Source organism: Bradyrhizobium sp. ORS 278, from assembly GCF_000026145.1.
Classification (GTDB): domain Bacteria; phylum Pseudomonadota; class Alphaproteobacteria; order Rhizobiales; family Xanthobacteraceae; genus Bradyrhizobium.
Window position 1 is genome coordinate 1,946,789 of the sequence record NC_009445.1, and the last position, 25,979, is coordinate 1,972,767.

The 25,979-nt window shown below is 65.3% G+C and carries 27 protein-coding genes; 19 read left to right on the forward strand and 8 right to left on the reverse strand.

All coding sequences use genetic code 11. The features are described from left to right. The first annotated feature begins 339 nt into the window (after positions 1–339). The 16 genes from BRADO_RS08570 (at position 340) to BRADO_RS35380 (ending at position 16,558) form a co-directional block, all read left to right on the forward strand. Entirely contained in the window at positions 340–660 is a 321-nt protein-coding gene (locus tag BRADO_RS08570) for an STAS domain-containing protein (protein WP_011924920.1), read from the forward strand. 1 nt (position 661) lies between these two features. After that, a complete protein-coding gene (locus BRADO_RS08575) occupies positions 662–1,027 on the forward strand; it encodes a response regulator (protein WP_011924921.1) in 366 nt (121 codons plus the stop codon). Next, positions 1,018–3,072, forward strand: coding sequence for a chemotaxis protein CheA (locus BRADO_RS08580; protein ID WP_011924922.1), 2,055 nt, complete (start codon positions 1,018–1,020; stop codon positions 3,070–3,072). The genes BRADO_RS08575 and BRADO_RS08580 overlap by 10 nt, the downstream gene beginning before the upstream one ends. After that, positions 3,062–3,592, forward strand: coding sequence for a chemotaxis protein CheW (locus BRADO_RS08585; protein WP_011924923.1), 531 nt, complete (start codon positions 3,062–3,064; stop codon positions 3,590–3,592). The genes BRADO_RS08580 and BRADO_RS08585 overlap by 11 nt, the downstream gene beginning before the upstream one ends. Positions 3,593–3,623: 31 nt before the next feature. After that, on the forward strand, positions 3,624–6,014 hold the full coding sequence (locus BRADO_RS08590; RefSeq protein ID WP_244422989.1) for a methyl-accepting chemotaxis protein: 2,391 nt from the start codon (positions 3,624–3,626) through the stop codon (positions 6,012–6,014). 58 nt (positions 6,015–6,072) lie between these two features. Then, entirely contained in the window at positions 6,073–6,897 is an 825-nt protein-coding gene (locus BRADO_RS08595; RefSeq protein ID WP_011924925.1) for a protein-glutamate O-methyltransferase CheR, read from the forward strand. Further along, entirely contained in the window at positions 6,894–7,535 is a 642-nt protein-coding gene (cheD, locus tag BRADO_RS08600) for a chemoreceptor glutamine deamidase CheD (protein WP_011924926.1), read from the forward strand. The genes BRADO_RS08595 and cheD overlap by 4 nt, the downstream gene beginning before the upstream one ends. A 10-nt stretch (positions 7,536–7,545) precedes the next feature. Beyond that, positions 7,546–8,604: a chemotaxis response regulator protein-glutamate methylesterase gene (locus BRADO_RS08605; RefSeq protein WP_011924927.1), complete on the forward strand. Its 1,059-nt coding sequence runs from the start codon at positions 7,546–7,548 to the stop codon at positions 8,602–8,604. Between the two features lie 105 nt (positions 8,605–8,709). Continuing rightward, on the forward strand, positions 8,710–9,732 hold the full coding sequence (locus BRADO_RS08610; protein WP_244422990.1) for a methyl-accepting chemotaxis protein: 1,023 nt from the start codon (positions 8,710–8,712) through the stop codon (positions 9,730–9,732). Positions 9,733–9,741: 9 nt separating this feature from the next. After that, entirely contained in the window at positions 9,742–10,041 is a 300-nt protein-coding gene (locus tag BRADO_RS08615; RefSeq protein ID WP_011924929.1) for an STAS domain-containing protein, read from the forward strand. 6 nt (positions 10,042–10,047) lie between these two features. Next, positions 10,048–10,683: an ATP-binding protein gene (locus tag BRADO_RS08620; RefSeq protein ID WP_011924930.1), complete on the forward strand. Its 636-nt coding sequence runs from the start codon at positions 10,048–10,050 to the stop codon at positions 10,681–10,683. Beyond that, positions 10,680–11,969, forward strand: a complete 1,290-nt coding sequence (locus tag BRADO_RS08625; protein ID WP_050780970.1) for a PP2C family protein-serine/threonine phosphatase — start codon at positions 10,680–10,682, stop codon at positions 11,967–11,969. Before BRADO_RS08620 ends, BRADO_RS08625 begins: the two co-directional genes overlap by 4 nt. Position 11,970: 1 nt before the next feature. Beyond that, complete coding sequence (locus tag BRADO_RS08630) at positions 11,971–12,327, forward strand: Hpt domain-containing protein (RefSeq protein WP_041756257.1); 357 nt, start codon at positions 11,971–11,973, stop codon at positions 12,325–12,327. Further along, positions 12,324–14,687 (forward strand): ATP-binding protein, encoded by a 2,364-nt coding sequence (locus BRADO_RS08635; RefSeq protein ID WP_011924933.1) that lies wholly within the window; start codon positions 12,324–12,326, stop codon positions 14,685–14,687. The genes BRADO_RS08630 and BRADO_RS08635 overlap by 4 nt, the downstream gene beginning before the upstream one ends. A 231-nt stretch (positions 14,688–14,918) precedes the next feature. Beyond that, positions 14,919–16,391 (forward strand): putative sulfate exporter family transporter, encoded by a 1,473-nt coding sequence (locus BRADO_RS08640; protein ID WP_050781086.1) that lies wholly within the window; start codon positions 14,919–14,921, stop codon positions 16,389–16,391. Between the two features lie 14 nt (positions 16,392–16,405). Continuing rightward, a complete protein-coding gene (locus tag BRADO_RS35380) occupies positions 16,406–16,558 on the forward strand; it encodes a hypothetical protein (protein WP_011924935.1) in 153 nt (50 codons plus the stop codon). A 136-nt stretch (positions 16,559–16,694) separates the two neighbouring features. On the opposite strand, the gene BRADO_RS08645 is transcribed toward BRADO_RS35380, so the two are convergent. The 6 genes from BRADO_RS08645 to BRADO_RS08665 all read right to left on the reverse strand — a co-directional run bounded on the left by BRADO_RS08645 (position 16,695) and on the right by BRADO_RS08665 (position 20,625). Then, positions 16,695–18,311, reverse strand: a complete 1,617-nt coding sequence (locus BRADO_RS08645; RefSeq protein ID WP_011924936.1) for a rhodanese-like domain-containing protein — start codon at positions 18,309–18,311, stop codon at positions 16,695–16,697. Continuing rightward, on the reverse strand, positions 18,271–18,858 hold the full coding sequence (locus BRADO_RS08650; RefSeq protein WP_011924937.1) for a cysteine dioxygenase: 588 nt from the start codon (positions 18,856–18,858) through the stop codon (positions 18,271–18,273). The genes BRADO_RS08645 and BRADO_RS08650 overlap by 41 nt, the downstream gene beginning before the upstream one ends. 48 nt (positions 18,859–18,906) lie before the next feature. Continuing rightward, entirely contained in the window at positions 18,907–19,068 is a 162-nt protein-coding gene (locus tag BRADO_RS35385; RefSeq protein ID WP_173363495.1) for a hypothetical protein, read from the reverse strand. A gap of 92 nt (positions 19,069–19,160) precedes the next feature. Continuing rightward, positions 19,161–19,679 carry a hypothetical protein gene (locus tag BRADO_RS08655; RefSeq protein ID WP_011924938.1) on the reverse strand — a complete coding sequence of 173 codons (519 nt, stop codon included), beginning with the start codon at positions 19,677–19,679 and terminating at the stop codon, positions 19,161–19,163. Between the two features lie 2 nt (positions 19,680–19,681). After that, on the reverse strand, positions 19,682–20,053 hold the full coding sequence (locus BRADO_RS08660; RefSeq protein ID WP_011924939.1) for a hypothetical protein: 372 nt from the start codon (positions 20,051–20,053) through the stop codon (positions 19,682–19,684). 167 nt (positions 20,054–20,220) lie between these two features. Then, a complete protein-coding gene (locus tag BRADO_RS08665; RefSeq protein ID WP_041757374.1) occupies positions 20,221–20,625 on the reverse strand; it encodes a nuclear transport factor 2 family protein in 405 nt (134 codons plus the stop codon). A 174-nt stretch (positions 20,626–20,799) separates the two neighbouring features. Between BRADO_RS08665 and BRADO_RS08670 the strand changes: the two genes are divergently transcribed. Next, complete coding sequence (locus tag BRADO_RS08670; protein ID WP_244422992.1) at positions 20,800–22,371, forward strand: FAD-dependent oxidoreductase; 1,572 nt, start codon at positions 20,800–20,802, stop codon at positions 22,369–22,371. A gap of 25 nt (positions 22,372–22,396) precedes the next feature. Continuing rightward, on the forward strand, positions 22,397–24,115 hold the full coding sequence (locus BRADO_RS08675; protein ID WP_041756259.1) for an ATP-binding protein: 1,719 nt from the start codon (positions 22,397–22,399) through the stop codon (positions 24,113–24,115). Positions 24,116–24,120: 5 nt separating this feature from the next. Here the strand turns inward: BRADO_RS08675 and BRADO_RS08680 are convergent, their stop codons facing one another. Continuing rightward, positions 24,121–24,765 (reverse strand): glutathione S-transferase family protein, encoded by a 645-nt coding sequence (locus BRADO_RS08680; RefSeq protein ID WP_011924943.1) that lies wholly within the window; start codon positions 24,763–24,765, stop codon positions 24,121–24,123. Between the two features lie 192 nt (positions 24,766–24,957). Between BRADO_RS08680 and BRADO_RS08685 the strand changes: the two genes are divergently transcribed. Continuing rightward, a complete protein-coding gene (locus BRADO_RS08685) occupies positions 24,958–25,407 on the forward strand; it encodes a Rieske 2Fe-2S domain-containing protein (protein ID WP_011924944.1) in 450 nt (149 codons plus the stop codon). Positions 25,408–25,729: 322 nt separating this feature from the next. Here the strand turns inward: BRADO_RS08685 and BRADO_RS08690 are convergent, their stop codons facing one another. After that, a complete protein-coding gene (locus BRADO_RS08690; protein WP_011924945.1) occupies positions 25,730–25,969 on the reverse strand; it encodes a hypothetical protein in 240 nt (79 codons plus the stop codon). Positions 25,970–25,979: the final 10 nt, after the last annotated feature.

Genomic DNA, 25,979 nt, shown 5'->3' on the forward strand with positions numbered 1-25,979 from the left:
GCATGTCGCGATACTCACGCATATCAACGCATAGTCTCGATGGCCCCGGCGCGACAACGCGCTGCCCGCGGACGGGCCGATCGTCAGGCGCAGCTGCGAGGATTTCGCAGCGTTGGCCCAGTCTGCGGGGGGAGTTCCTCATGGAACCTGAGCACGCCAAGGTAGAGGGGCCGTACTAATACGGCTCTCATCTTTAACAATCCAACAATCGCTTTCCACTCAATTTGAACGAGTGTGGCGACGAAAAAAGGTCGTCGCCGGAACCAATTGAGGTCCGCTTGTAGCCAGTGACGTGTTCGGCGTCGCGGCCAGCGCGACGTAGTCTACGGAATTTCGACGATGACGGACGCGATCCCGACGACAGAGCCCGGCGCGACCGACGATATCGCCGCCGCCTACGTGCTGCCTCAGATGCTCGATCTGACGCAGGCGACCCAGCTACGCGACGAGATGATCCGGCTCGCGGCAGCCGGTGACGTCTTGCTCGACGCGGCCGGCGTGGAGCGGATGTCGACCCCATGCGTCCAGATTCTGCTCGCCGCCGCCCATGGTGCCCGCGCCGCCAACAAGTCCTTCAAGATCACGCAACCATCGGAGCTGTTCAGGACGGCGATCGCCGACCTCGGACTTCGGCACGAATTTGAAAACTGGATGGAGTGACATGACCAAGCGAATTCTGGCAGTCGACGATTCGAAGACCATGCGCGACATGGTGTCCTTCACGTTGAAGAAGGCCGGCTTCGACGTGGCGGAAGCCGAGGATGGCAAGGCGGCTCTGAACGTGCTGGGCGGCGGCAGGTTCGATTTGATCATCACCGATCTGAACATGCCCAACATGGACGGCATCACGCTGATCAAGAATGTGCGGGCCGGCAGTCAGCATCGGGCGGTGCCGATCCTCATCCTCACGACCGAAAGCGATGGCGCCAAGAAGGCCGACGGCAAGGCAGCCGGTGCGACGGGGTGGCTGGTCAAGCCATTCAATCCGGAGCAACTGATCGCAACGGTCAACCGCGTATGTCCGTAACGTCAGAGCAAGAATCCTATCCGGTCGCGCAATTCCGCAAAACCTATTTCGAGGAATGCGCGGAGCTGCTTGACGCGTTGCAGTCGAACCTCGAACTTCTGTCGTCGGGACAGGAGGACGACGAGACGCTGCACGCGATCTTCCGTTCGGTCCATTCCATCAAGGGCGGCGCCGGCGCTTTCGGCTGCACCGATCTGGTGGCGTTCTCGCACACCTTCGAGAGCCTGCTCGACGCGCTGCGCGACCACAAGATCGCGACCACCAACGAGGTCAAGCAGCTGCTGCTCCGCGCCAGCGATGCGCTGGCCGACATCGTGAATGCCGCGCGGCTCGAGCAGCAGCTGCCTGCAGACTTTGCTGCCGATATTCGCTCGGCCATGCAGGACGTGCTGCAGGGCGCCGGTCACCCGGTCGAGACGAAGCCTGCGCCGTCCGCTTCGGACGCGAAGCTGCTCAGCGAGCAAACCTACCGCATCAGGTTTCGCCCCCACACGGAGATGCTGAGAAAGGCGAATGAGCCGCTGCTGCTGATCCGCCAGCTTCGCAAGCTCGGCACGCTCACGACCGAGGTCGATTTCTCGGCGCTGCCGGCGCTCGAGGCGTTGGATCCCGAGGCGGCCTATTTCAACTGGACGTTCACGCTGGAAACCGCCGTGCCGCGCGGCAGCATTCAGGACGTGTTCGAATTCGTCGAGGATGATTGCGATCTTCAGATCGACCTGTTGCAGACGGCTGTGCCGACCGCCGAAGTGGCCGTCGGAGAGTCCAGCAGCGCGACCGCTCCGGCGGCAGCTGCAGTGTCGCTCGCACAGTCGATCCGCGTCGACGTCGACAAGGTCGACCGTCTTGTGAATCTCGTCGGCGAGCTCGTGATCAGCCAGGCGATGCTGACTGAGCAGGGCATGTCTCTGCCGGCCGACAAATATCCGCAGCTCATCCAGGGCATCGAGGCGCTGGCGCAGAGCGCGCGCGAGTTGCAGGAAAGCGTGATGGCGATCCGCGCCCAGCCGGTCAAATCGGTGTTCGCGCGGATGCCGCGCATCGTCCGCGAGCTTGCGGCCGTGCTCGGCAAGGAGGTGCGCATCGTCACCTCCGGCGAGATGACCGAAATCGACAAGACGGTGATCGAGCAGCTCAACGATCCCCTGACGCATATGATCCGCAACGCGCTCGACCACGGCATCGAGCCGCCGGCCGAGCGGCTTGCCGCGGGCAAGCCGCGACAGGGAACGATCAATCTGTCGGCGGCCCAGCGCAGCGGCCGCATCGTCATCGAGGTCTCGGACGACGGCCGCGGCATCAACCGCGAACGAATCCTGGAGAAGGCGCGCGCGCGGGGCTTGGTGCCGCCGGGTGCCAACCTCACCGACGACGAGATCGACAACCTGATCTTCATGCCGGCGTTCTCCACCGCCGAGGTGATCTCGAACATTTCCGGACGCGGCGTCGGCATGGACGTCGTGAAGCGCAACGTGCAGGCGCTCGGCGGCCGGATCTCGGTCCGCTCGCGCTTCGGCCACGGCTCGTCATTCACGCTCTCGCTGCCGCTGACGCTGGCCGTGGTCGACGGCATGGTCGTGTCGGTCGGACGCGAGACGTTCATCATTCCCCTGGTCGCGATCGTCGAGAACCTCCGTCCGCAGTCAGCCGACATCCATCCGGTGGTCGGACGGGGGCACGTCCTGGCGCTGCGCGGGGAGTACCTGCCGCTGGTCTACCTGCATCGCGTGTTCGCGATCAGCGATGCGATCAGCGATCCCTGCCGCGGCATCGTCATCATCGTACAGAGCGAGAGCGCCGGGCGCGTCGGCATCGTCGTTGACGAACTGCTCGGTCAGCAGCAGGTCGTCGTCAAGAGTCTCGAGGCCAATTACGAGCCGGTCGAGGGCATCAGCGGCGCGACAATCCTTGGCAATGGCCGCGTCGCGCTGATCCTCGACGTCGCGCGGCTGCACGAGATCGATGCTCGCGGACCGGTCGGGCGGCCGACGCCGCGGGATGCCACGAGATCCGAATTTGCAGAGGACATGACCCATGCAGCCTGACAACAAGCCGGCCGACCATTTTGGCCAGCAAGCGGCCGTCAGCGAGAATGTGCAGCAGTTCATCACCTTCACGCTGGGCGAGGAGGAGTACGGCATCGACATCATGGTCGTGCGCGAGATCAAGGGCTGGACCGAGACGACGATGATCCCGAACGCGCCGGCGCATGTCCGTGGCGTGATCAACCTGCGCGGCATCATCGTGCCCATCTTCGATCTTCGCGCCCGGTTCGGCACCGGCGTGACGATCCCGACCAACATGCATGTCGTGATCATCGTCGCCGCGGGGACTCGCACGGTCGGCCTGCTGGTCGATACCGTCTCCGACATCATCTCCGTAGATCCGAAGGAGATCCGCGACGTACCGGACATGGGCATGCCGGTCGAGGATCAGTTCCTGGAGGGACTCGTCGCGATCCAGGACCGGATGGTGACCCTGGTGTCGCTCTCCGGCCTGTTCGGGATGTCGGCCGAGTCCGCCAAGCATACAGCCGCTCCGGCAGATTCGGCAGCCGCCGCTTGAACTCATCAGAAGAGAATTTTGCGAGATCGTCATGAGCGACACATACGAGGACAACATCATGCAGGACTTCACGGCCGACGGCGCTCCGGGCGAAGACAGTGCCAAGCCGAAGGCGCGCTCGCGCCCGCGCAGCCGCCCGCAGCCTGCCGCGGCGAAGTCGGTCGCGGCGGCGCCGCGCGCCGCGAGCCGCGACGACCAGATGGCGGCGGTGGTCGACAAGGTCACCAGCGCGGTGATGCTGGTCGACAATGATCTGAAGATCACCTATCTCAATCAGGCGTCGAAGCAGCTGTTCGGCCAGCATCTCACCGAGTTCCGCAAGCTCTGGCCGAGCTTCGATCCCGCCGCGATGATCGGGACGTGCATCGACATGTTCCACCGCAACCCGGCGCATCAGCGCGCCATGCTGGCCAATCCGGCGAACATGCCGTTCAAGACGGACATTTCCGTCGGGCCGCTGAAGATCTCGCTCAACGTCAATGCGATGCGCAACGCGCAGGGCGTCAGCCAGGGCTTCATGCTGGAATGGGGTGATGTCACCGAGGTCCGCAGCCAGGCGTCGCAGCTTGCGGCGATCGATCGTTCCCAGGCGATGATCATGTTCTCGCTCGATGGCAAGATCCTGGACGCCAACGAGAACTTCCTGCGCACGATCGGCTACTCGCTCGACGAGATCAAGGGCCAGCATCATTCGATCTTCGTGGATCCGAGCTATCGTCAGTCGACCGACTACCGTCTGTTCTGGGACAAGCTGGCGCGCGGCGAATATGATGCCGGACAGTACAAGCGGATCGGCAAGGGCGGACGGGAGGTCTGGATCCAGGCGAGCTACAATCCGATCTTGGACCAGTCCGGCAAGCCGTTCAAGGTCGTCAAATACGCCACCGACATCACGAGCGACGTGATCCGCAACGCGGATTTCAGCGGCCAGATCGATGCGATCAACAAGGCTCAGGCGGTCATCCAGTTCACCACCGACGGCAAGATCCTCGACGCCAACGACAACTTCCTCAATACGCTCGGCTACTCGCTGGCGGAGATCAAGGGACAGCATCATTCGATCTTCGTCGACGTCGCCTATCGCAGCTCGCCGGAATATCGCATGTTCTGGGACAAGCTGGCGCGTGGCGAGTACGAGACCGGACAGTACCGCCGCATCGGCAAGGGTGGCCGCGAGGTCTGGATCCAGGCGAGCTACAACCCGATCATGGGCCCGGACGGCAAGCCGTTCAAGGTCGTGAAATATGCGACCGACGTGACCGATCAGGTCAAGGCGTCGGAAGCGTTGCAGGCAGCGGTACGGCAGACTCAGGCCGTGGTCGACGCCGCCAAGAACAACGATCTCCGTGAGCGGATTCCGCTGGAAGGCAAGACCGGCGAGATCGCGATGCTCTGCGAGGGCGTCAACGGTCTGCTGGACGCGATGTCCGCCGTACTGTCCGAGGTCTCCGAGAGCTCGCACACGCTGTCGAGCGCGGCGCGCGAGATCGCCAACGGCAACACCGACCTGTCGCAGCGCACCGAGGAGCAGGCGGCCAGCCTCGAGGAGACCGCGGCCAGCATGGAGGAGCTGACCTCCACCGTCCGCCAGAATGCCGAGAACGCGCAGCAGGCCAACAAGCTGGCGTCGTCGGCATCCGATGTCGCGATCAAGGGCGGCAGCGTCGTCGCCGAGGTCGTCCACACCATGGACGGCATTACCCAGGCGAGCCGCAAGATCGCCGACATCATCGGCGTCATCGACGAGATCGCCTTCCAGACCAACATCCTCGCGCTCAACGCCGCGGTCGAGGCCGCGCGTGCCGGCGATCAGGGACGCGGCTTTGCCGTGGTCGCCGCCGAGGTGCGCAACCTCGCTCAGCGCAGCGCCAACGCCGCCAAGGAGATCAAGGGGCTGATCTCGGACTCCGTCTCGAAGGTGGAATCGGGCTCGCGCCTGGTCGATACCGCCGGCAAGACGATGGAGGAGATCGTCCAGTCGGTGAAGCGCGTGACCGACATCATGGCGGAGATCTCAGCGGCGTCGCAGGAGCAGCGCGGCGGCATCGAGCAGGTCAACAACGCCGTCACGCAGATGGACAAGGTCACCCAGCAGAACGCCGCGCTGGTCGAGGAGGCCGCTGCCGCCGCCAAGTCCATGGAGGAGCAGACCGAGACCATGGCCGAGATGGTCGGTCGCTTCATGATGCTGCCGGAGTTCGAGCGCGGCCGGCCCTACGCTGCGGCCCGGACCGGCAACCCCGTTGTCGATCGCTCGCTCGGCGCGGGCAAGGACAAGCTCGCGGCCATGCGCAACCCGGCGACGCGGCCGGCTTCGCCGCCTCCCGCGCGTCCGGCGTCTTCGCCGCCGCGGTCGTCCGATGCCGAGCCGGCGCGCCGCCGCGTCGTCGGTGCCGGCGACGCCGACTGGAAGGAGTTCTGAGCTGCCGGACGGCGCCCGGGCCTAGAGCCGGGGCGCCTCTCGCAGCTGTCAGGAGATCATGGTGCAGGAACAGTTCGCGCTCGAGGACAAAGACTTTCGCAAGCTGTCCAAGCTTGTGATGGACACGGCCGGTATCGTGCTGAACGAGCGCAAGCGCGCGTTCATTCATGGTCGCCTCGGCCGGCGGCTGCGCGCGCTCGGTCTGTCGAACTTCTCGCAATATTGCCGTCTGCTGGAGACCAGCGGCGGCGACGACGAGCTGCGCAATTTCATCAACGCTGTCACCACCAATCACACCAACTTCTTCCGCGAGGCTCATCACTTCGACTATCTCGCACGGGTGATCCTGCCGAGCCTCGCCGTCGACAATGCCGACACCGAGCGCGTGCGCATCTGGTCGGCCGGATGCTCGACGGGCGAGGAGCCCTACAGCATCGCGATGACGCTGGCGGCCGGGCCCCGGATTCTTTTGGACTGGAACGTCAAGATTCTCGCGACCGATCTCGACACCAACGTGATCGCCCATGCGGCGCAGGGCGTCTACGAGATGGACCGGACGACGAGCATTCCCGACACGCATCGCAAGCGCTTCACGCGGATGCGCGACGGCAATGTCGTAATGAACGACGAATTGTGCGACCTCATCACCTTCGCTCATCTCAATCTGCTCGGGCCGTGGCCGATGTCCGGCCCGTTCGACGTCATCTTCTGCCGCAACGTGGTCATCTATTTCGACAAGCCGACCCAGATCCGGCTGTTCGACCGCTATGCGAACCTCCTCAAGCCGGACGGCTGGCTGATCATCGGCCATTCAGAGAATCTGCTTGGTGTCACTGACCGTTTCGATCTGGTCGGGCGAACGATCTATCGGAGGGTCAAATGATCAAGACGAGGACCGGGCGCCGCGCGACGACGGCGACACCTCCGACCGAAGAGATCGTGACGGGCTCGCGGCGCTATCGCGACAAGCGCTTCGACGCCGTCGTCGTCAAGGTGTTTCCGGGCGAGCATTACGTCACCGACAAGGAGGACGAGATGCTGGTCACGGTTCTCGGCTCCTGCGTGGCTGCCTGCATCCGTGATCCGAAGACCGGGGTCGGCGGCATGAATCATTTCATGCTGCCCGAGAATTTCAGCCATTGGGGCAATGCGTCCGACAGCATGCGCTATGGCAACGTCGCCATGGAGCGCCTGATCAACGACGTTCTGATCCGCGGCGGCGCCCGCCGCAGGCTCGAGATCAAGGTGTTCGGCGGCGCCAACGTCCTGAATGGCGTAGCCAAGATCGGGCATCGCAATGCCGATTTCGTCGAGGAGTACCTCGCCGCGGAGAATCTTCCGATCGCGGCGAGCCATCTGCGTGGCTCGCTGCCGCGCCGTGTCCACTATTTTCCCGCGACCGGCCGGGTGATGCTGCTCGAACTGCCGCGCGCCGACCACGAGGCGCTGGTCCGCCACGAGACATCCTACAAATCCAAGATCCAGGTCGAGCCCGTCGCCGGATCGATCGAGCTCTTTTGAGGCAGTACATATGAGTGCCATTCGCGTTCTGATCGTCGACGACTCGGCCTTCGTGCGCCAGGTCCTGACCGACATTTTGTCGAGCGACCCGGCGATCCAGGTCGTCGGCGCCGCGCCGAATCCCATCGTCGCGCGCGACATGATCAAGAGTCTCAACCCCGACGTGCTCACGCTCGACATCGAGATGCCGCGCATGGATGGTCTTGCCTTTCTCGACAAGATCATGGCGCTGCGGCCGATGCCGGTCCTGATGATCTCGTCGCTCACCCAGAAGGGCGCGGACACTGCCATCCGCGCCCTGGAGATGGGCGCGTTCGATTGCGTGGCGAAGCCGGTAGTCGGGCTGGTTGAGGGCCTGCCTGCGATGCGCAACGAGATCGTCAGCAAGGTCAAGGCGGCATCGGTCGCGAAGATCCGGACGCGCTCCGGGGAGCAGGTCCGTCCGATCCAGCGGCCGGGCGTCTCCTACAATACGTCGGAGAAGATCATTGCGATCGGTGCCTCCACCGGCGGCGTCGAGGCGCTGCAGGAGCTGCTGATGGCGTTTCCCTCCGACGCACCGGCAGCCGTCATCACCCAGCACATGCCGGCGATGTTCACCGCCTCCTTTGCCGCCCGGCTGAACCAGCTGTGCGCGGTCACGGTCAAACAGGCGGTCAGCGGTGAGCGCGTGCTGCCCGGTCACGCCTATATCGCGCCGGGCGGCTTCCACATGGAGCTCGGACGCAATGGTGCGAATTATGTCTGCCGCGTCCATGACGAGCCGGCCGTCTCCGGTCATCGGCCGTCAGTCGACGTTCTCTTCAGGTCCGTCGCGCATGCCGCGGGGCCGAATGCGATCGGCGTCATCCTGACCGGCATGGGACGCGACGGTGCGGTCGGCCTCCTGGAGATGCGCACGGCGGGAGCGCCGACGATCGGCCAGGACGAGGCGAGCTGCGTCGTCTACGGCATGCCCAAGGCGGCGCGCGAATGCGGCGCCGTCGAGATCGAGCTGCCGCTCGGCAAGATCGCCGATCAGGTCCTGAAGCGGTGTGAGTCGCTCGCTGCGCGCGGGGTCAGGGTTTAATCCATGTTCGGTTGGAAGCAGAGCAGCGCGGCCGAGGCAAGGCCGCCGACCCCAGAGCCGCCAGCGGAGTCCGTCCCTGATGCCCGGTCCAAGCAGGACGAGCTGATGCGCCGCTGGATCGCCTTTGCGGGCATGCAGCAGCGCGTCATCCGGACGCTCGTCGGCGAGATCCAGCAGACCTCCGCTGTCGTGGAAACGGAGGCGGACAGCCTGAGCAGCAAGTTCCAGCGTCTGGCCGTGTGCGCGGAGCAGCAGACCCAGCGCGTCGAAAGCCTCAGCAAGCTGGCGATCGGCATCGAGGTCGACGGCGAGGCGGTGGCGATCGACCGGATCGCGGGCCTGCTCGAGGAGACCTTGAGCGACGTGGTCGAGAAGATCCTTCTGCTGTCGAAGGACGCGATGTCGATGGTCTACGCGCTGAGCGAGCTCAACGCCAACGTCAACCGCGTCGACAGCTGCATGGAGGAGCTGAACAAGATCAACAAGGTCACCAATATGCTGGCGCTCAATGCGAGGATCGAGGCTGAGCGGGCCGGCGCCGCCGGCGCAGCCTTCAGGGTGGTCGCCGGCGAAGTGCGCGAGCTGTCGGGCGCCACGCAGCGGCTGTCCGTCGACATGGATGCCGAGCTCAAGGCGGTGACCGAAGGCATCGCCAATGGTCATGCGACGCTGCAGCGCGTCGCCACCATCGATATGTCGCAGAATCTCATGGCCAAGGATCGGCTCGAGCTTCTGATGAACGCGCTGATTCAGCGCAGCGGCAACCTGACCGAAGTCGTCGGCGAGGCGATGAAGGAGGCCGAGGTCATCTCTGCCGACGTCGCGGGAATGATCACCGGAATTCAGTTTCAGGACCGTACGCGGCAACGGCTCGAGCATGTTGTCGACACATTGCGCGTGGTCGACGAGGCGCTCGACGAGCTGAAGGCGACGACGGCGGAGTCGCTCGATGCCCCGGTCGTCGAGGACGCGGGCGACAACGAGTGGGTCAAGATGATGCTTGATCGGTTCACGCTGGGCGAAATGAGGTCGCGGTTCGTCGCGCAGATTCTCGAGGGCAAACAGCCGGTCGATGATGGCGATTCCGTCGTGGCTCCGTCCACGACCGGCACGGTCGAGCTGTTCTAGGAGGAATGCATGCAGATTCAGATTGACCAGGCGGGCGGACAGATCGCGATGAGCGGTGAGTTCACCTTCACCGACCACGTTCCCTTCAAGCAGATGGTGACCGAGATCTTCGCGGTTCCCGGCAAGGCCGTCGTGATCGATCTCTCGAAGCTCGACTTCATCGACTCCGCCGGGCTCGGCATGCTGCTGCTGGCCCGCGACGAGGCCAAGAAGGGCGATCGCGAGCTCATCCTTCGCCGGCCGATCGGGCAGGTGAAACGCATGTTCTCCGTGACCAAGTTCAACACGCTCTTCAAGGTGGAGGAGTGAGCACCGATGTGCGTGTCGGTCGAGGACCAGGTTGACGATGGGGCCTACGTGGCCTGCTGGGACGGCGCCTCCGAGGAGACCTTGGCGGCGGCGCTCGCGGAGCCCGTGCGACGCTGCGTCGAAGCCGGCCTGATCGACGGCGGTCTGGCTCCCGACCCAGACGGGCTGTGCGCCGACCGGCTGACCCTGATCGTGACCACGCGCTCCGCCTATCGCCACTCGATCGTGAAGCGGTTCGTCGAGGCACTCCGGCGGCGGCTGCCGCTGTCCGAGGATCTCAGGATCAGGATCTGCAGCGCCACGCAGGAGGCGCTGATGAACGCTGTGCTGCACGGTAATTTGAGGATCGACGGCGGCTTGCGAGGCAGTCTCGACGGCCTGATCGCAGCGCAGGCGATCATCGAGACCAGGCTGGATACCGCCGACATCGGCGGCGCCACGATCCGTCTCGCGGCCGCCTGGACCGCATCCGCGATCCAGGTCACGATATCCGACAGCGGCGACGGATATGACTACAGCGGCGTCCGGCCGGCCGCCGAGGACGGTGCGTCGGGCCGCGGGCTGGAGATCCTGCAGGTGTTCTCCGATCGCGTGACGGTGCTCAACGGTGGAACGACGGTGCGGCTGGAGTTTCTGCGGTGAGCCCAGTCTTGAACACGGTCGAGTCCGCGGTCGACGAGCGGGGCGTGCCTGAAGGGCTCGCGGACGCCCGGATCCTGATTGCCGACGATGATCCGCTCTGCCGGCGGCTGGTCGCCGGCGTGCTGCGCGCGCAGAAGTTCACCAACATCGAATTTGCGGAGGGCGGCCTGTCGACGATGGAGCAGGTGCGCCGCTTCCGCCCGGACCTGCTGCTGCTCGACATGCAGATGCCGGATATGAGCGGGCTCGATGTCTGTCGCGAGATCCGCGCCCAGGCCGATTTCGCAGACGCGCCGATCCTGGTGCAGACCGCGACCGTCGATCGCAAGAAGATGGGCGAGCTGTTCGCTGCCGGCGCCTCGGATTTTCTCTCCAAGCCGATCAATCCATCGGAGCTGATTGCCCGCGTCGTGGTGCATCTCGAACGCTGGAACTCGCTGCGCGCCCTGCGGGATTATCGCGAGCGCATCTCTGGCGAGCTCGAGGCCGCCCGTCGCATGCAGGTTGAACTGCTGCCGGATCCCATCACCTTGCAATGGGCGGCGCGCGCTGCGGATTTGCGGATCGCAAGCTACAACAGATCGTCCTCGGAGCTCGGCGGCGACCTCTGGGGCATGCTGCCGATCAGCAACGGCGCGTTTGGAATCTTCCTTGCCGACTTTACCGGCCACGGCATCAATGCCGCGTTGAATACGTTCCGCCTGCACGCGTTGATTCACGAATACAAGGCGTTGCACGATGATCCCGGCGGCTTGCTGTCGATGCTGAACGAGCGCCTCGTTCGTCTGCTGCGCATCGGACAATTCGCAACGTTCATGTACGTCGTTGTCGATCACCGCGCCGGCTTGCTGAAAGTCGCGTCCGCGGCCGCGCCGCCGGCCATTCTCGTGCAGGGGGTGGAGGGCCGTGCGCGGCTCTGCGACAGCAGCGGCTTTCCGCTCGGGATCGAGCGCGGCGTGCGCTATCGCACCTCGCGCCGCAAATTTCCGGCCGGTTCGCGGCTCCTGCTGTTCAGCGATGGACTGTCCGAATTCCCGGATACGAAGGGAAAGCGGATCGGCGACGATGGGCTGCAGGCGGCGCTGAATGCCTGCGAGCCCGCGCTTACGCCGCAGGAGGTGATCGATCGGCTATGCGCGGCTGCGGGCATCATCGATGGCAGCCCGCTGCCCGATGACACCACGATCGTGTGCCTCGATCGACGCGCGGCGCCTCGCAAAGGCGACGGCACGCGCGATCACGCCGCGAAGCAGCCGTCGGCTCTGTCGACCTTCGGAGGCCGCTGACGTGACCATCGCCCTCGACGTGCCGCTGATCGACCAGGATCAACTGGAGCTGCTGCGCGCGGCGCTCGACCCGGACGAACTGCGCGCGATGCTGGCCGAGCTTCCCATGGCTGCCGAAGAGGGGCTGGCAGCCATCAGGACCGCGCTGCTTGCCGGTGATCTTGCCCAGGTCCGCAAAGCGGCCCATGTGCTGAAGGGCTCATCGTCGAGCCTTGGCGCCGGAAGACTCGCCGAGCTTGCGCGCATGATCGAGCTCGACCTGACCACGCCTGAGGAGATCACAGCGCATCTGCCGCTTCTGAGCGAGACGATCGGCGTCACGACCGACGAGCTCTCGCGCGTGGCGGATCGCGTATGAGACCGGCCGACACCGGCGAAACCGGAGGACAGCCGTCCGCCTGCCTCGACGGCGGCCGGCGGCCGGCCCCGGCTGCGGCCGAGCCGCGCGCAAGGATGTGGACGATTGGCACGTCCGTGGCGATGGCCTCCGCCATGATCATGGCGGTCGAGCAGATCACGGATCTGAAGCAGGACTGGATCGTCTCGCTGCTGATGCTGGCGATCGCGGCGATCATCATCATGGCTGTCTTGACGTCGATGCTGATCCGCAACAGCGCGCAGGCCAGGGCGATGACGCAGGCCCTGACGCGCCAGAACGAGCAGTTGGCGCAGACCACGAAGCTCCTCAACGAAGCCCAGCGAATCGGCCGTCTCGGCCACTGGATGACGGCGGAAGGCGACGCGGCGGTCTGGTCCGAGGAGCTGTTCGAGATCACCGGCCTGGAGCCGTTGTCCAGCGTCTCCTTCAGCAAGATGATCGAGATCATCCATCCGGAGGATGTCGGGACCTACATCCGCGCAAGGGATCGCACGCTGAAGACGGGCTGCGCGCTGAAGCAGGACCTTCGCGTCATTCGCCCGGATGGCGAGATCCGTTGGATCAGGATCGTGGCAGATCCCATCGACGACGTCGACGGCCGGTTCCGCGAGCGCTTCGGCATCGTTCAGGACATCACTGAGCGAAAGCAGGCGGAGGTCGCCGCCGATCAGGCACAGCAGCTGCTGCTCGATGCGATCGAGGCGCTGACGAAGGGATTCGTGCTGTTCGACAAGGATGATCGATTTGTCCTCTCGAACACGCGGTTTCGCGAGATGTTTCCCGGTTGGGCCACCTTGATGCGGCCCGGCATCTCGTTCACTGACCTGATGCGCAAGGCGCATGACCACGGGCTGGTGCGTCCGAAGGGCGACGGCTTCGAGGATTGGCTCGAGCGCAAGCGCGCCTGGCATCTCGGCGGCAGCCGCATGATCGAGCATCGCGAGATCAATGGACGCTGGATCCAGAGCGTCGACCATCGCATCTCCGATGGCGGCACCGTCTGCCTCGTGACAGATATCACCGCCTTCAAGACGGTTCAGGCCGAGCTCGAGCAGAAGCTTGCTTATGTGCAGGCGATCCGCTCGGATCTCGAGGAGCAGAAGCGCGAGCTCGAGGCCACGGGGGCCGAGCTGCGCGCCGCGCGCGACGCCGCGGAGGCCGCCAACCGCGCCAAGTCCGATTTCCTGGCGATCATGAGCCACGAGATCAGGACGCCGCTGAGCGGCATGGTCGGCATGGTCGATCTGCTGCGCGGCACCTCGCTCAACGACGAGCAGAAACGCTACACGTCGCTCGCCAAGGAATCCGCGGATCTGCTGCTCCAGGTGATCAACGACATCCTCGATTTCTCCAAGCTCGAGGCGGGGAAATTGAAGTCCGAATGCATCGATTTCGACGTTCCGAGCCTGGTCGAGAGCGCGGTGTCGTTCATGGGAGAGAAGGCCAGGAGACGCGGCCTCGACCTCAAGGTGAGCTTTGCGCCGGGCCTGCCGCAATATCTCGAGGGCGATCCGACCCGCATCCGCCAAGTGATGCTGAACCTCGTCGGCAACGCCATCAAGTTCACCGAACAGGGCGCGATCGAGGTGCACGCCTCTCACCGCGAGCTCGACGACGGTGCGGTCGATCTCAGGATCGAGGTCATCGACAGCGGCATCGGCATGTCTCAGGAGATCCAGGCTCAGATCTTCGATCCCTTCGTCCAGGCCGACACCTCGATCTCGCGCAAATACGGCGGCAGCGGACTTGGCCTTGCGATCTGCAAGCAGCTCTGCGCCATCATGGGCGGCAGCATCGGCGTCGAGAGCGAGCCTGGCCGCGGCAGCCGCTTCTGGTTCGAAGCCAGGTGCCAGCGGGGTGAAGCCCTGGCTCTGCCCGCCGAGACGGTCATCGAGGCGGTCGACCGCCCGCTCGAGATCCTCGTCGCCGAGGACAGTCCGATCATCGCGACCCTGATCAACAGCCTGCTGGTCAAGCAGGGCTTCAAGCCGACCATGGTCGGCAACGGCAGCAAGGCGGTCGCGGCAGTTTCGCAGAAGTCATACGATCTCGTCCTCATGGACGTGCAGATGCCCGAGATGGACGGCATCTCCGCGACCGAGGCCATCCGGCGGCTGCCGGGCCCGGAGCGCCACGTCCCGATTATCGCGTTGACGGCCAATGCGCTGGTGGGACAGCGCGAGACCTATCTTGCTGCCGGCATGAACGACTATGTCACCAAGCCGATCCAGCCGGCCCTCTTGTTCGCGGCGATCCGCCGCTGGGCCCTGCCGCAATATGCAGATGCACCGCCGCTGCAGTCGGGCGGGGTCAGCCAGCTCGAGATGTTCGTGTCCTGACGCCGTTCGTCGCGCCGATTGTGAGCGGTGGTGCGCGACGAAAAGTGCTTCGCAGGCCTGGAGCAGACGCAAAAGTAAAATTTGCTACATCCGGTGCCTCGCGAGATACGAACGTGCTATCGCGTCTCTGAAGAAAAAAATTCTATAGGATTGCGACTTTCCCACGACACGACTTTGATGGCGCCATCATTGGCGCTGGCCGCGCGGCATGTCGCGCGGGAGGAAAGATCGATGTCGGAAGTTGCAATCAGCCCGGCCGGGCAGGCCGTCTCGAAGGGAAGCTTGACTGAGGACTGGCTGGCGCTGGTGCTCGGCGTTCTCGTCTTCGCGCTCTCTCTGTTCAGCCTGGGCGGCATCGACCTGCTCGGCTGGGCTGTCACCACCTCGGTCTACACTGATCTCGGCAAGGCGCTGGCGCCGGTCGCCAAGGGCTACGCCGCGCTCGGCGGTCTCGGCGCGCTCGCCGCCACCTATGCCTCGCTGCTGGTCGTGCTCACGGCGGGCGTCGCGGCGCTCGGCGGCGACGTCAAGCGCTTCGTGCTCGCCTTCACGGTCGTGTTCGCGATCGCCTATGCCAGCTGGATCGTCGGCAGCTACGCCTATATCGCGGTGGTGACCCCGGCGGACCAGCAGAAATTCGGCATCGCCTGGTCGCTGAAGCTGACCAATGAGGGCGGCTTCATCGTCGCGCTCGCTTCGGGCCTCGTCATCGCCAATGTCTTCCCGCGCTTCGCCGAGTGGCTGAAGGAGGCGATCCGGCCCGAGCTCTACATCAAGATCGCCATCGTCATTCTGGGCGCGACCATCGCGGTGACCGCCGCCGGCCGGCTCAACCTCGCCTCGTCGATCCTGCTGCGCGGCGTCGCGGCGATCGTCGAGGCCTATCTGATCTACTGGTCGGTGGTGTATTTCGTCGCCCGCAAATGGTTCGGCTTCAGCCGCGAATGGTCGGTGCCGCTGGCCTCGGGCATCTCGATCTGCGGTGTCGCCGCGGCGATCGCCACCGGCGGCGCCATCCGGGCGCGCCCGGCGGTGCCGATTCTGGTGTCGTCGCTGGTGGTCGTGTTCGCGGTGGTCGAGATCCTGATCCTGCCGTTCCTGGCGCAGACCTTCCTGTGGCAGGAGCCGCTGGTCGCGGGCGCCTGGATGGGCCTCGCCATCAAGACCGACGGCGCTGCCGTCGCGGGCGGCGGCATCACGGAGTCGCTGATCCTGGCCAAGGCCGCCGCCGAAGGCATCAAATATCAACCCGGCTGGATCCTCGCGACGACGGCGACGGTGAAGGTGTTCATCGACATCTTCATCGGCATCTGGGCCTTCATCCTCGGCTATATCTGGACCAACCACATCACGCCGCGGGCGGACAAGGCCAGGGCCGGCGAGATCTGGGAGCGCTTCCCGAAATTCATCCTCGGTTTCGTCGCGGTGTTCGCGATCTCGCTGTGGCTTGCCACCGGAACGTCTCAGGACCTTGCCAAGGCACTGCCGGCAGCCGCCAACGAGGCCAACGTGTTCCGGGTGATCTTCTTCATCCTGACCTTCTTCTCGATCGGCGTGCTCTCCGATTTCCGCAGGTTGTGGCAGGACGGCTTCGCGAGGCTGGCGGCGGTCTATGTAGTGAGCCTGTTCGGCTTCGTGATCTGGGTCGGTCTGTTGATATCCTGGCTGTTCTTCAGCGGCTTCAAGCCGCCGCTCGCCAGCTGATCGGGAGAGGTGCCATGTCGTCATCCGAACTGAAGAGCGAAGCCGCCCGCGAGGTCGAGCCGCTGCTGCCGATCGAGAAGAAGCTGATCGGGTACAGCCTCGGCCTCGGCATCGTCCTGCTGGTGATCCTGGTGGCGATCAATCACCTGTATCCGGTGCAGCTGTAGATGAAACGTCGGGTGGTCAAAGCGCCGCCGTCAGCCGGCGCGTGCCCACCATCATCGTTCTCCGCTGTCGCCAATGGTGGGCACGCTGCATTCGCTTCGCGAATGCCGCCTTGCCCACCTCTACAGTCCTGTTCGACTACACGACGTGGAAGTTCGACACCGAGTCGTTGGCGAGCTGCGCGACCAGCTGCAGCTCCCAGTCGATATAGGCCTGCATCGCCTCCGCGGCGTTGTCGGTGCCTTCGTAGGGACGCTTGTAGACGTCGTCCGGCGACGAGATCCACGACGGCCGCTCCGTGTCCAACGGATGTCCTGCTGCCGCCCAGGCGCGCGTACCCCCATTGAGCACAAGCAGTTCGCGTGAGGTTGCGGCCCGCGCATCGGCTAGCGCGAAGGCCGCCTCGGCGCCGTCAATGCTGGTCAGCACGATTCCGCCGTCTCCGGGCAGCTTGGCGAGATCGGACGCAAATCGCGACGCCAGCAGGAAATGCGCTCCGGGAATGTGCCCGGCCGTGTAGCCCGGGCTCCGCGTGAGATCGACGATCGTCAGCGCGGCACGTCGTGCCGCGAGCCCGGCAACGTCGATCGCGGCCGTGAGAATGTCCGGCAGCGGCGGCCGCCGCGCGGTGCGCGGCGCGGTCTCCGTCGGCGCCACCACATCCGGTCCGACGACGGAGGCATCCCAGCCCATCTGCGTCAGCCACGACGCGGTCATGCGCGCGCGCACGCCATCATCGTCGAACAGTACCAGCCGCGCGCCGCGGACGCCGACCCATTCGTCGGTGGCCTGCACCAGCTGGCCGCCCGGCGCCGACACGAAGCCGGCGGGATGTCCGGCGGCGTATTCTTCCGGTGTGCGGACGTCGAGACAATACAGCGTGCGTGTCCCGGCTTCTGCCTGATAGCGCGCGAATGTCGCAGCATCGAGAACCCTGACGCCGACCCGCTCGGCCCAGGTCTTGGCGTTGGCCAGCGCGGCCGCGTAGCTCGCCTGCGGCCGCTCCAGGAAGCGGACAGTGTTGCCGCGCTCGACCTTGTGGCCGGCGAGCGTCCAGCCGATCGTGCCGTTGCGCAGCGCGTAGATCTTGTTGCGCAGTCCCGCATTGATCAGCGACTGCGTGCCGATGATCGAGCGGGTGCGGCCGGCGCAATTGACGATGATCGTGGTATCCGGCGACGGCGCGATCTCGCGCGCCCGGAACGCCAGCTCGCCGCCGGGCACGCTGACCCCGCGCGGAATGCTCATGGTGCGGTATTCCTCGAAGCGGCGGGCATCGAGCACCACGAGATTGCTCTCGCGCTCGATCAGCGCCTTCGCCTCGTCCGCGGATAGTGACGGCGTATGCCGGATCGCCTCGACCAGTTCGCCGAACGCCTTGCTCGGCACGTTGACGTCACGGAACACCTCGCCGACGCGGGCGTAGGCTGACAGCCCGCCCTCGAGGACGGCAACATCGGTATAGCCCAGGGCCCGGATGCGCGGCAGAGCGCGCGCGGCATAGCCTTCGCCGTCATCATAGACCACGACCGGCGCGGTCAGTCGCGGCACCAGGTCGAGCATGCGCAGCTCGATCTGCGACAGCGGCAGCGACACCGCGAAGAACGGATGCGACAGCGAGTAGGGGCCTTCCTCGCGGACGTCGAGCAGCGCCACCTCCTCGCCGGCGCGCCAGCGGCGACGCAGCTCGCTCGGGGTGATGGTTCTGAAGCCCTCAGGCGTTGCTGTGGGGCCAGAGGTTGGGGACGCTGTCATTCGAATATCCGGAGATGAAGTCCTGGGCGGCCCCGGTGTCCGGATCGTAAACCGCACGGCGGATGCGGCCGATATTGCCGCCGTAGACGTGGATGCTGATCGAGGAGCGGTCCGCCAGACTGTTGGAGATGGCGTGGATGTCGCCAATCCTTGGCGATACTGCCGCGGTTTGTCCAGCCCGCAGCCGCTCCGGCGGATCCGCCTGCAGCCGGCCATCCGGCTGCCGTGCATAGCTCACTGAGAGTTCCTCCCCGCGCAATACGCCGACCAGACCCCAGACGCGGTGGTCGTGCACCGGCGTGCCCTGGCCGGGCCCCCAGACGAAGCTGACGATCGAGAAGCGCTCGAGCGGGTCGGCATAGAGCAGATATTGCCGGTAGTGGTGGCCGTCGGCCACCGCATAGGCCTGAGGCAGCCAGTCGTCATGCGCGACCAGGTCGTTCAGCCGGGGTGCGAGGGCGGCGAGCAGTTCGGGCTCGTTCGTCGTGCTCACGACGAGCCGTGCCGTCTCGGCGACGAAGTCGCGCAGACGCGCAATCTCGGTCATGTCGAACTCATATCGTGTGTTGGAGGAGGGCGAGCGTCGAGGCTCGGCTCAGACGTGAGGACCCAGCATCGCGATGTAGAACAGGTCCTCGTTCGAAAGCTCCGCGGCCTGGCGCCGCACGACGAGGTCGCGCCTGACGCCGCCGACCTCACGCTGCCGTTGCGGCAGCAGATGACCGAGCCAGCCCCCGAACCAAGAGACGTAGCGCATGACAGTCTCCGCGCGATTTCACTGTCCGAAAGCTAGCACGCGGCTGATCTCATCGGCCAGCGGCGGTCGCGGCGCGTGCTCAGTTTGACAAATCATGCTCGCTGCAACGCCGCCTCGGCAAATTCCTTTTCCGTGTCTGGCTCACCGCATCGCTCGGCTTCTCCGCTCGATGTGTCGTCATCGGCGACGCGGCCCGACAGGCTGTCGTGCCAATGGGTACGGAAAGCCATCCAGGATGCGTGATCCTGGAACGCCACCTCCGCGAACCATTCGACGGTTACGGCGCCGCTCGGCCAATAGCGCTCGCGGTCGTGCCAGCACACGACGGGCCAGCGCGGATTGCGGTAGGAGCGGCCGGTCTCGTCATGGAGCGAGGGCCGGCCGAGATGATCGATCAGCCAGGCCATCACTTCGGGAAGGAACGTCGCGGCGAACGAGACGCCGTGGCGGCCGAGCCGCTGCGGCATGCGCATCACGCGCTGGTCGATGATCGCGAACGCCGGCGGCACCGCGCCGACATTGAATTGCCGGATCATCAGCAGGCGGAAGCCGCATTCGCCGAGCTCGGCCGGGACGGCATGGATCGCCGTCGGTTGAAGTGGAGCCGTCATGTTCATACCAGTGCTCCCTTCGCCTGTTCGAGCATGTGGCCGGATGAAAGCTGATCGCCGTCGCGCTCGACGATCGCGCCGAACGTCTTGGCCAGCGCGGCGCAGACCGCAAGCGCAGCGGCTTCCTCGCGTGGATCGCCGCCCCATCTGAATGTCATTGCGAGGTCGCGCGCATTCGCGCCGACATCGGTAAAGCGCAGATCGAAGCCCGCGTCCTCGCCATCCAGCGTGCACGGCAGGTAGCCCGAGGTCTGCAGCGGCACGTAGCCGTCGTCGAGCGTCAGCGCGAAGGGCAGCCGATCGATCGCCTGCTGCAACGCTGCGCGCGACGGCATATCGCTGCGCTTCAGATAGGCGGTCAGTAACCGTGCCATCCCCGTGTCTCCCGTCCGCATCCACACGGCGCTGCTGGCAACCGTCAGATGATCCGCGCGAATACGGAGAGTTGGTCCGAATCCGACGCGACGAAATTCAACAATCCCCGACATTGCTGCCGGTGATGGAGAGCAGATCAAATTTCGTGCCAGCTGTGCGCGAGGGCTTAATGCAGGCGGTGCCCGTCCGCGTCGTCGTGCGGAGAGAGGAGCTGCGCGATCGCGCTGGACTGGTGGTGCACCATGCGCCAGACGCCATCGATCCGCGCGAAATGATTGGCGGCGGCCAGCGCCGCACCGTCCACCAGTTCGATGCACAGCACGTGGCCGTGATCGCCGTCGATAATTGCGTGGGGGTCGGCGCAGACGATCTGCGGCCGTTGCGGATTGCTGAGAATGTCGCGCCAGCTGCCGATCACGGCGGCGCGGCCGACGATCGCGGGCCACCCCGGATGAATGCAGGAGATGCCGTCGCGATCGGCCCAGAGCGCCGCGAGATTGGCGAAGTCGCCGGCCGCGAAGGCTGCGTAGAAGGCCGCATTCGCGGCCAGGATCTGGCTCTCGTCACTCATCGCCATGGGGTGAGCCAACCGCCTGCGAAAATCAAGCAATGTTTGGAATCGCACACGCGGCGTCCGCAAAAACTTGCAAGCTTCTTGCAAGACCCTGTCGAGATGACAGCGCAACGCATCAACCGAGGTCTTGTCATGCTTGAAACAGCCATTGTCGGCGGTGGATTGTGCGGAATGACACTCGCGCGCAGCCTGCAGCAGCGCGGCGGCACGTTCGCCTTGTTCGAAGCCCGACATCGCCTGGGCGGGCGGGTGTTGTCGGCCAAGAGCAGGAGCGGGCTGGCGCTGGACCTCGGGCCGACCTGGTTCTGGCCGGAGACCCAGCCGCTGTTGACCAGTCTCATCGCGGAGCTGGGCCTGTCGCATTTCGCCCAGCACGATGACGGCACGGTGCTTCATCTCAAGGAGGCCGACAAGGCCGCCGAGCCGGTCAGCGGCCCGCCCATCCACCAGGGCGCGCGCCGGCTGGCCGGCGGCATGACCCGGCTGATCGAGGCGCTGGCGCGCGAGCTGCCGCAGGCCGCCCTTCATCTCGGCCATGAGCTGATGCGCATCGTCGATTGCGGCACCCACGTGCGGCTGATCTTCGCCACCGAGACAGAGACGGTCGCGATCGAGGCCAAGCGCGCCGTGCTCGCGTTGCCGCCGCGGCTGCTGGCCGATCACGTCGGCTTCTTTCCGGCGCTGGATGACGCCACCTTCGAGGCGATGCACAATGCCGAGACCTGGATGGCCGCGCAGGCAAAGGTCGTGATCGCCTATGACCAGGCGCATTGGCGCGACAAGGGCCAGTCCGGCAATGCCTTCGTCAGCCATGAGCAGGCGGTCATCGGCGAGATCTTCGACGCCTGCGACGAAGGCGGCGACCGCGCCGCGCTCGGCGGCTTCCTCGCGTTTCCTCCTGATCTACGCGAGGCCTTCAATGTCGGCCTGCCGATGCTGATGGACAGCCAGATGGTGCAGCTGTTCGGCGCGGCGCTGGACGGCGGCGAGCAGCATTATCAAGACTGGGCGACCGAGCGTTTCACCTGCAGCGCGCTGGATCGCACCACGCCGCGTGGCGAGCACAGCGAGATCGCCAATCCGATGCTGCGCCGGGCGCTGTGGGACGGGCGGCTGCATCTTGGAGGGGCCGAGACTGCAAGTCATGCCGCCGGCTATCTCGAAGGCGCCGTGAATGCCGCCAGGCGCATCGAGCGCGCGCTCGCCCGCGCCGCCACCGAAGTCTCGGGCGCGCGCGCGGCGGCGATCGGCGAGGGACTGTCCGGCAACGCGGCGGGCCTCGCCTGGTTCGGTTCCTGGGTCGCAGCGCAACGCGATGCCGCGTTCGACGACTACCGGCAGCGGCTCAACCGCGGCCTTGCCGCGCAGCAGCGCGAGCAGCTGACGCAGCTCGCGGTGCTCGGCGCGATGGAGCAGGTGTTCGCCGCGGCACTGCAGGTGCTGGATGCGCTGACCTTCGACATGCGCGCCGTCGCCGTCGAGCGCGGTCGCTCGGCCCTGATGCCGGAAATCCAGAAGCCGTTCCGCGACGTCATGCAGTCGCTTCTCGACGATGCCATCGCCTTCAACCGCACCTCCTGCGCGCTGTCGAACTTCCCGTTCGAGCACAAGCCGTCGAAGGACTACGTCCAGACCATCCTGCGCGACATCGCCGCGGCGTGGCAGGAATTCTCGCTCGCCGCCAACCGCCTCTTGCTGGCCAAGGGCGAGGCGGCCCGTCAGCCGACCAGCGTGTCGTCGTGACAGCGAAGCAAATGAGCGCGCTCCGATGAAGCTGCAGATTGATCGTCCGGCGATCGAAGCGTTGGCGGCCGCTTTCCCGCATCTGACTTCTCTCAAGGAGCAGCTGCGCTTCGGCGACAAGGTCGAGCTCAATCTCGCGCAGCTGGCGACGGCCGAGCTCGACATCCTGCGTGCTTACTATCAGAACGCCGGTCCTGAATGGCATGCGCGGGCCGCGCACATCGCGACGCTGCAGCGCGCCTTCAGCGATTCCGGCACGCGCTTCTCCGAGCATGAGCTCGAGCAGGTGCTCCCGGCGATCGCGCGCTACCTCATCTCGGGTGCGATCCGCGGCTGGATGTTCACCGCCAATGTTGCCAGCCGGCCGCTGCCTTATGTCGTGACGCGGCTCGACTACACCGCGCCGTCCAACGACGAGGCCGGACGTGTCTTCATCGAGCTCAAGGCCAATGCCAAGGGCGCCATCACGACATCGACCTTGCGGATCTCCGTCGGCGACATCGTCGGCCGCACCGTGGCCGAGATCTTCGCCGCCAAGGGCTTTCTCAAGGAGACTCCCGAGCTGATCGCCGCCTATGACGAGACCGCGGAGCGCTACTTCGCCTGGCGCGGGCGCTATGGCGCGCAGTTCTCCGGGCGCGGCATCGGCTTCTTCGCCGATGATCCGAACTCGTCGCACCGCGACACGGACTGGTCGCGCAAGGACGTCATCGTGCTGTCCTCCGGCGGCGGCAGCGCGCGGCTCGTCAACGACGAGGGCATCCTGACCGAGCGTGCCCTGACGTTGGAAGTCACCGGCGACATTCTCGGGCAGTACCTGCGCAAGGCCGCCAAGAGCAATCTCTACGATGCCGAGCAGGAGGTCGAGGACTCCAAGGCGGCGATCCCGACGGGCGTGTTCTGCCGCGTTCCCGTGCATCCGTATATGCTCATGTTCCATCTCGACCTGCACCATTACGTCTGGGTGCACGCCGACGACATGACGCCCTACGCCTATCAGCCGGAGTTGAAGCAGAAGCTGGTCCTGCCGGAGGAGCAGACCGACCTGATCGACATCCTCACCGCCGAGATGGACCTGCTGATGGACGACATCGTCGCCGGCAAGTCGGGCGGCACGACGGTGCTGTGCGCGGGCCCGCCCGGCGTCGGCAAGACACTGACCGCGGAGGTCTATGCCGAGATCATCGGCCGTCCACTCTACCGCGTGCACTCCGGCCAACTCGGGCTGAACGTGGCGGCGATGGAAAGCGCGCTGAAGGACGCGCTGACGCGCGCGCAGCGCTGGGGCGCCGTCATGCTGATCGACGAGGCCGACGTCTATATCAAGCGGCGCGAGGATGACATGACGATGAACGCCGTCGTCGGGGTCTTCCTGCGCGTGCTCGAATATTTCAACGGCCTGTTGTTCCTCACCACCAACCGCATCGACGACATCGATGAAGCAATCGTGTCGCGCTGCATCGCGCTGATCAAGTTCCAGGCGCCGGATGCCGACGCGCGCGGCCGGATCTGGCGGGTGATGTGCGATCAGTTCGGATTGAAGGTCGAGGCGGCGGTGATCGCACAGCTGGTGGAAATTTTTCCGGCCGCCTCGGGCCGCGACATCAAGGGCCTCGCCAAGCTGGTCGCAAAATACTGCCACCACAAGAGCGTGCGCCCGACCATCGCCGTCTTCCGCCGCTGCGCCATCTTCCGCGGCCTCGACCTCGGCGATCACGAGTCGCTGCCGGAGGCGGCGGAGTAGATCCGCTAACAACTGTTGGCCATGCCGAGCGTCGCCGGACTGTATCCTTCTTCGCGCAGGACCCGCTGCACCACGGGCCGCGCCAGCATCCGGCGGTAGTGCGCGAGCAGGTTGGCGGGCAGGGCGATGCCGGTCTTGTCGGCCCAGAACTCCACATAGAACAGAATGGGATCGGCGACCGAGAAATCGCCGCCGAGGTAGGGTTGCTCGCCGAGCATCTTGTTCAGGATCGTAAAGCCCTTCACCACAATGTTGCGGCCGAGCGCGCGCACCGACTCCTGATCGGCCTCATTGCGGCTGAAGGTCGGCGTGGCGAAGATCCGCGCGAAGCCGTGGCCATGCACGGTGCCGGCGATGTAGCTCATGGCCTCGAGCAGCCGTGTTTCGGTCTCGACGTCGGACGGCCATAGCCTGGCCCGTGGCCGCGAGCGGCCGAGCCAATAGGCGATCGCCGGCACCTCGGTCAGCACGCTGCCATCGCCCCGCACCAGCGCCGGAATGGTCGATTTGGGGTTGATCGCGACGTAGTCGGGCTTGAAATTGTCGCCGGCCGGCAGGTTGACGATGTAAGCCTCGAACACCTCCTCGAGCTCCTCGAGGATGATGTGGATGCCGGTCGAGCACGAGCCCGGCGTCATGTAGAACTTCATCGCGGCCATCATTGTCTCCAAGCCGACATCGCGCGTGTTTTGAGGCGCACGCGGCATGCTTCATGCAAAGATCGGGTCAGATCGAGAATGACGCGCCGTGGCTCGCCAGATCGGGCCGCTGTCGTCAGCTTTGCGACAGGAGACGTCTTGAAGAGTCCGCTGCTCCCGTCGCGACATCAGGAAGGTCAGCGCATGACGGAACGTGAGCCGGACATCTTCGTCATCTGTCACACCACCAGCATCGCCCGGGGCGAAGCCAAGGCCTTCAGCCTGTCGCGGATCGGCGACAATGGCGAGGCGCGGCCGTTTCCGATCGTGATCGTCCACACAGCCGCAGGCGGCTTCGTCGGCTATGTCAATACGTGCCCGCATGAGGGCAAGTGGCTGAACATCGGCAGTGGCCAGTTCTTCAACCCCGAGCACACGCTGCTCCGCTGCGGCCGGCATGGCGCAACCTTCGAGATCGACACCGGGCTTTGCAACGCGGGCGCCTGTGCGGGTCAGAGCCTGGAGCCGATCGCGCTCGCCGTCATCGACGGCGAGATCTGCCTCTGCGGTGTCGCGCTGGTCGAGGATGTCAGCTTTCCGGATCCGTTCGACGATCTCGACGACACCATGGAAATCATGATCCATCCGGACTGAGGTGTTCCTCTATCCGCCCGTCATTGCGAGGAGCGGAGCGACGAAGCAATCCAGGGGCTGCGCCCATGACTCCGATTTGCTTGGCTTCACGAGACCGCCGGCTCGTGCCACAATCAACGGTGTCGTCCCGGCCTTGAGCCGGGACCCACGCTGCGGCCGTTCTGGCTGGCGCGATGTTGACGATGCCCATGCCTCAAACCACATCCTGTGGCTCTGGGTCCCGGCTCAAGGCCGGGACGACAGCAGTGTTTTCCGCACCAGCATCCGCAATGTTGAATCAACTGCGTGCGCGAACCAACGGGCCAACGCCCTCGATCATGGGCTAAAACCCGTCCGCTTTCTTGCCCCAGGGATGGCTGCCCGGCACCAGCTGCGCCTTGATGCCCGCCTTCTCGACATCGGCTTTCGTCTTGAAGAACGTCGCTTCATGCACCAGCGTGCCGTTTTTTGTCGTCACAGCCACATAACGCGCGATCGTGTCGATGTCGCAGAGATAGCCGCCGCCGGGATCGGCGGCGCTGCGCAGATTGCCGTCCCAGTCCACGAAGAAGCCGTCACTCATGTCGTTATCT

Excerpts from the sequence above, each read along its gene's own strand:
- BRADO_RS08570 (WP_011924920.1), top strand. The coding sequence starts at position 340 with ATGACGGACGCGATCCCGACGACAGAGCCCGGCGCGACCGACGATATC.
- BRADO_RS08575 (WP_011924921.1), top strand. The coding sequence starts at position 662 with ATGACCAAGCGAATTCTGGCAGTCGACGATTCGAAGACCATGCGCGAC.
- BRADO_RS08580 (WP_011924922.1), top strand. The coding sequence starts at position 1,018 with ATGTCCGTAACGTCAGAGCAAGAATCCTATCCGGTCGCGCAATTCCGC.
- BRADO_RS08585 (WP_011924923.1), top strand. The coding sequence starts at position 3,062 with ATGCAGCCTGACAACAAGCCGGCCGACCATTTTGGCCAGCAAGCGGCC.
- BRADO_RS08590 (WP_244422989.1), top strand. The coding sequence starts at position 3,624 with ATGAGCGACACATACGAGGACAACATCATGCAGGACTTCACGGCCGAC.
- BRADO_RS08595 (WP_011924925.1), top strand. The coding sequence starts at position 6,073 with ATGGTGCAGGAACAGTTCGCGCTCGAGGACAAAGACTTTCGCAAGCTG.
- cheD (WP_011924926.1), top strand. The coding sequence starts at position 6,894 with ATGATCAAGACGAGGACCGGGCGCCGCGCGACGACGGCGACACCTCCG.
- BRADO_RS08605 (WP_011924927.1), top strand. The coding sequence starts at position 7,546 with ATGAGTGCCATTCGCGTTCTGATCGTCGACGACTCGGCCTTCGTGCGC.
- BRADO_RS08610 (WP_244422990.1), top strand. The coding sequence starts at position 8,710 with ATGCGCCGCTGGATCGCCTTTGCGGGCATGCAGCAGCGCGTCATCCGG.
- BRADO_RS08615 (WP_011924929.1), top strand. The coding sequence starts at position 9,742 with ATGCAGATTCAGATTGACCAGGCGGGCGGACAGATCGCGATGAGCGGT.
- BRADO_RS08620 (WP_011924930.1), top strand. The coding sequence starts at position 10,048 with ATGTGCGTGTCGGTCGAGGACCAGGTTGACGATGGGGCCTACGTGGCC.
- BRADO_RS08635 (WP_011924933.1), top strand. The coding sequence starts at position 12,324 with ATGAGACCGGCCGACACCGGCGAAACCGGAGGACAGCCGTCCGCCTGC.
- BRADO_RS08640 (WP_050781086.1), top strand. The coding sequence starts at position 14,919 with ATGTCGGAAGTTGCAATCAGCCCGGCCGGGCAGGCCGTCTCGAAGGGA.
- BRADO_RS35380 (WP_011924935.1), top strand. The coding sequence starts at position 16,406 with ATGTCGTCATCCGAACTGAAGAGCGAAGCCGCCCGCGAGGTCGAGCCG.
- BRADO_RS08645 (WP_011924936.1), bottom strand. The coding sequence starts at position 18,311 with ATGACAGCGTCCCCAACCTCTGGCCCCACAGCAACGCCTGAGGGCTTC.
- BRADO_RS08650 (WP_011924937.1), bottom strand. The coding sequence starts at position 18,858 with ATGACCGAGATTGCGCGTCTGCGCGACTTCGTCGCCGAGACGGCACGG.
- BRADO_RS35385 (WP_173363495.1), bottom strand. The coding sequence starts at position 19,068 with ATGCGCTACGTCTCTTGGTTCGGGGGCTGGCTCGGTCATCTGCTGCCG.
- BRADO_RS08655 (WP_011924938.1), bottom strand. The coding sequence starts at position 19,679 with ATGACGGCTCCACTTCAACCGACGGCGATCCATGCCGTCCCGGCCGAG.
- BRADO_RS08660 (WP_011924939.1), bottom strand. The coding sequence starts at position 20,053 with ATGGCACGGTTACTGACCGCCTATCTGAAGCGCAGCGATATGCCGTCG.
- BRADO_RS08665 (WP_041757374.1), bottom strand. The coding sequence starts at position 20,625 with ATGAGTGACGAGAGCCAGATCCTGGCCGCGAATGCGGCCTTCTACGCA.
- BRADO_RS08670 (WP_244422992.1), top strand. The coding sequence starts at position 20,800 with ATGACACTCGCGCGCAGCCTGCAGCAGCGCGGCGGCACGTTCGCCTTG.
- BRADO_RS08675 (WP_041756259.1), top strand. The coding sequence starts at position 22,397 with ATGAAGCTGCAGATTGATCGTCCGGCGATCGAAGCGTTGGCGGCCGCT.
- BRADO_RS08680 (WP_011924943.1), bottom strand. The coding sequence starts at position 24,765 with ATGAAGTTCTACATGACGCCGGGCTCGTGCTCGACCGGCATCCACATC.
- BRADO_RS08685 (WP_011924944.1), top strand. The coding sequence starts at position 24,958 with ATGACGGAACGTGAGCCGGACATCTTCGTCATCTGTCACACCACCAGC.
- BRADO_RS08690 (WP_011924945.1), bottom strand. The coding sequence starts at position 25,969 with ATGAGTGACGGCTTCTTCGTGGACTGGGACGGCAATCTGCGCAGCGCC.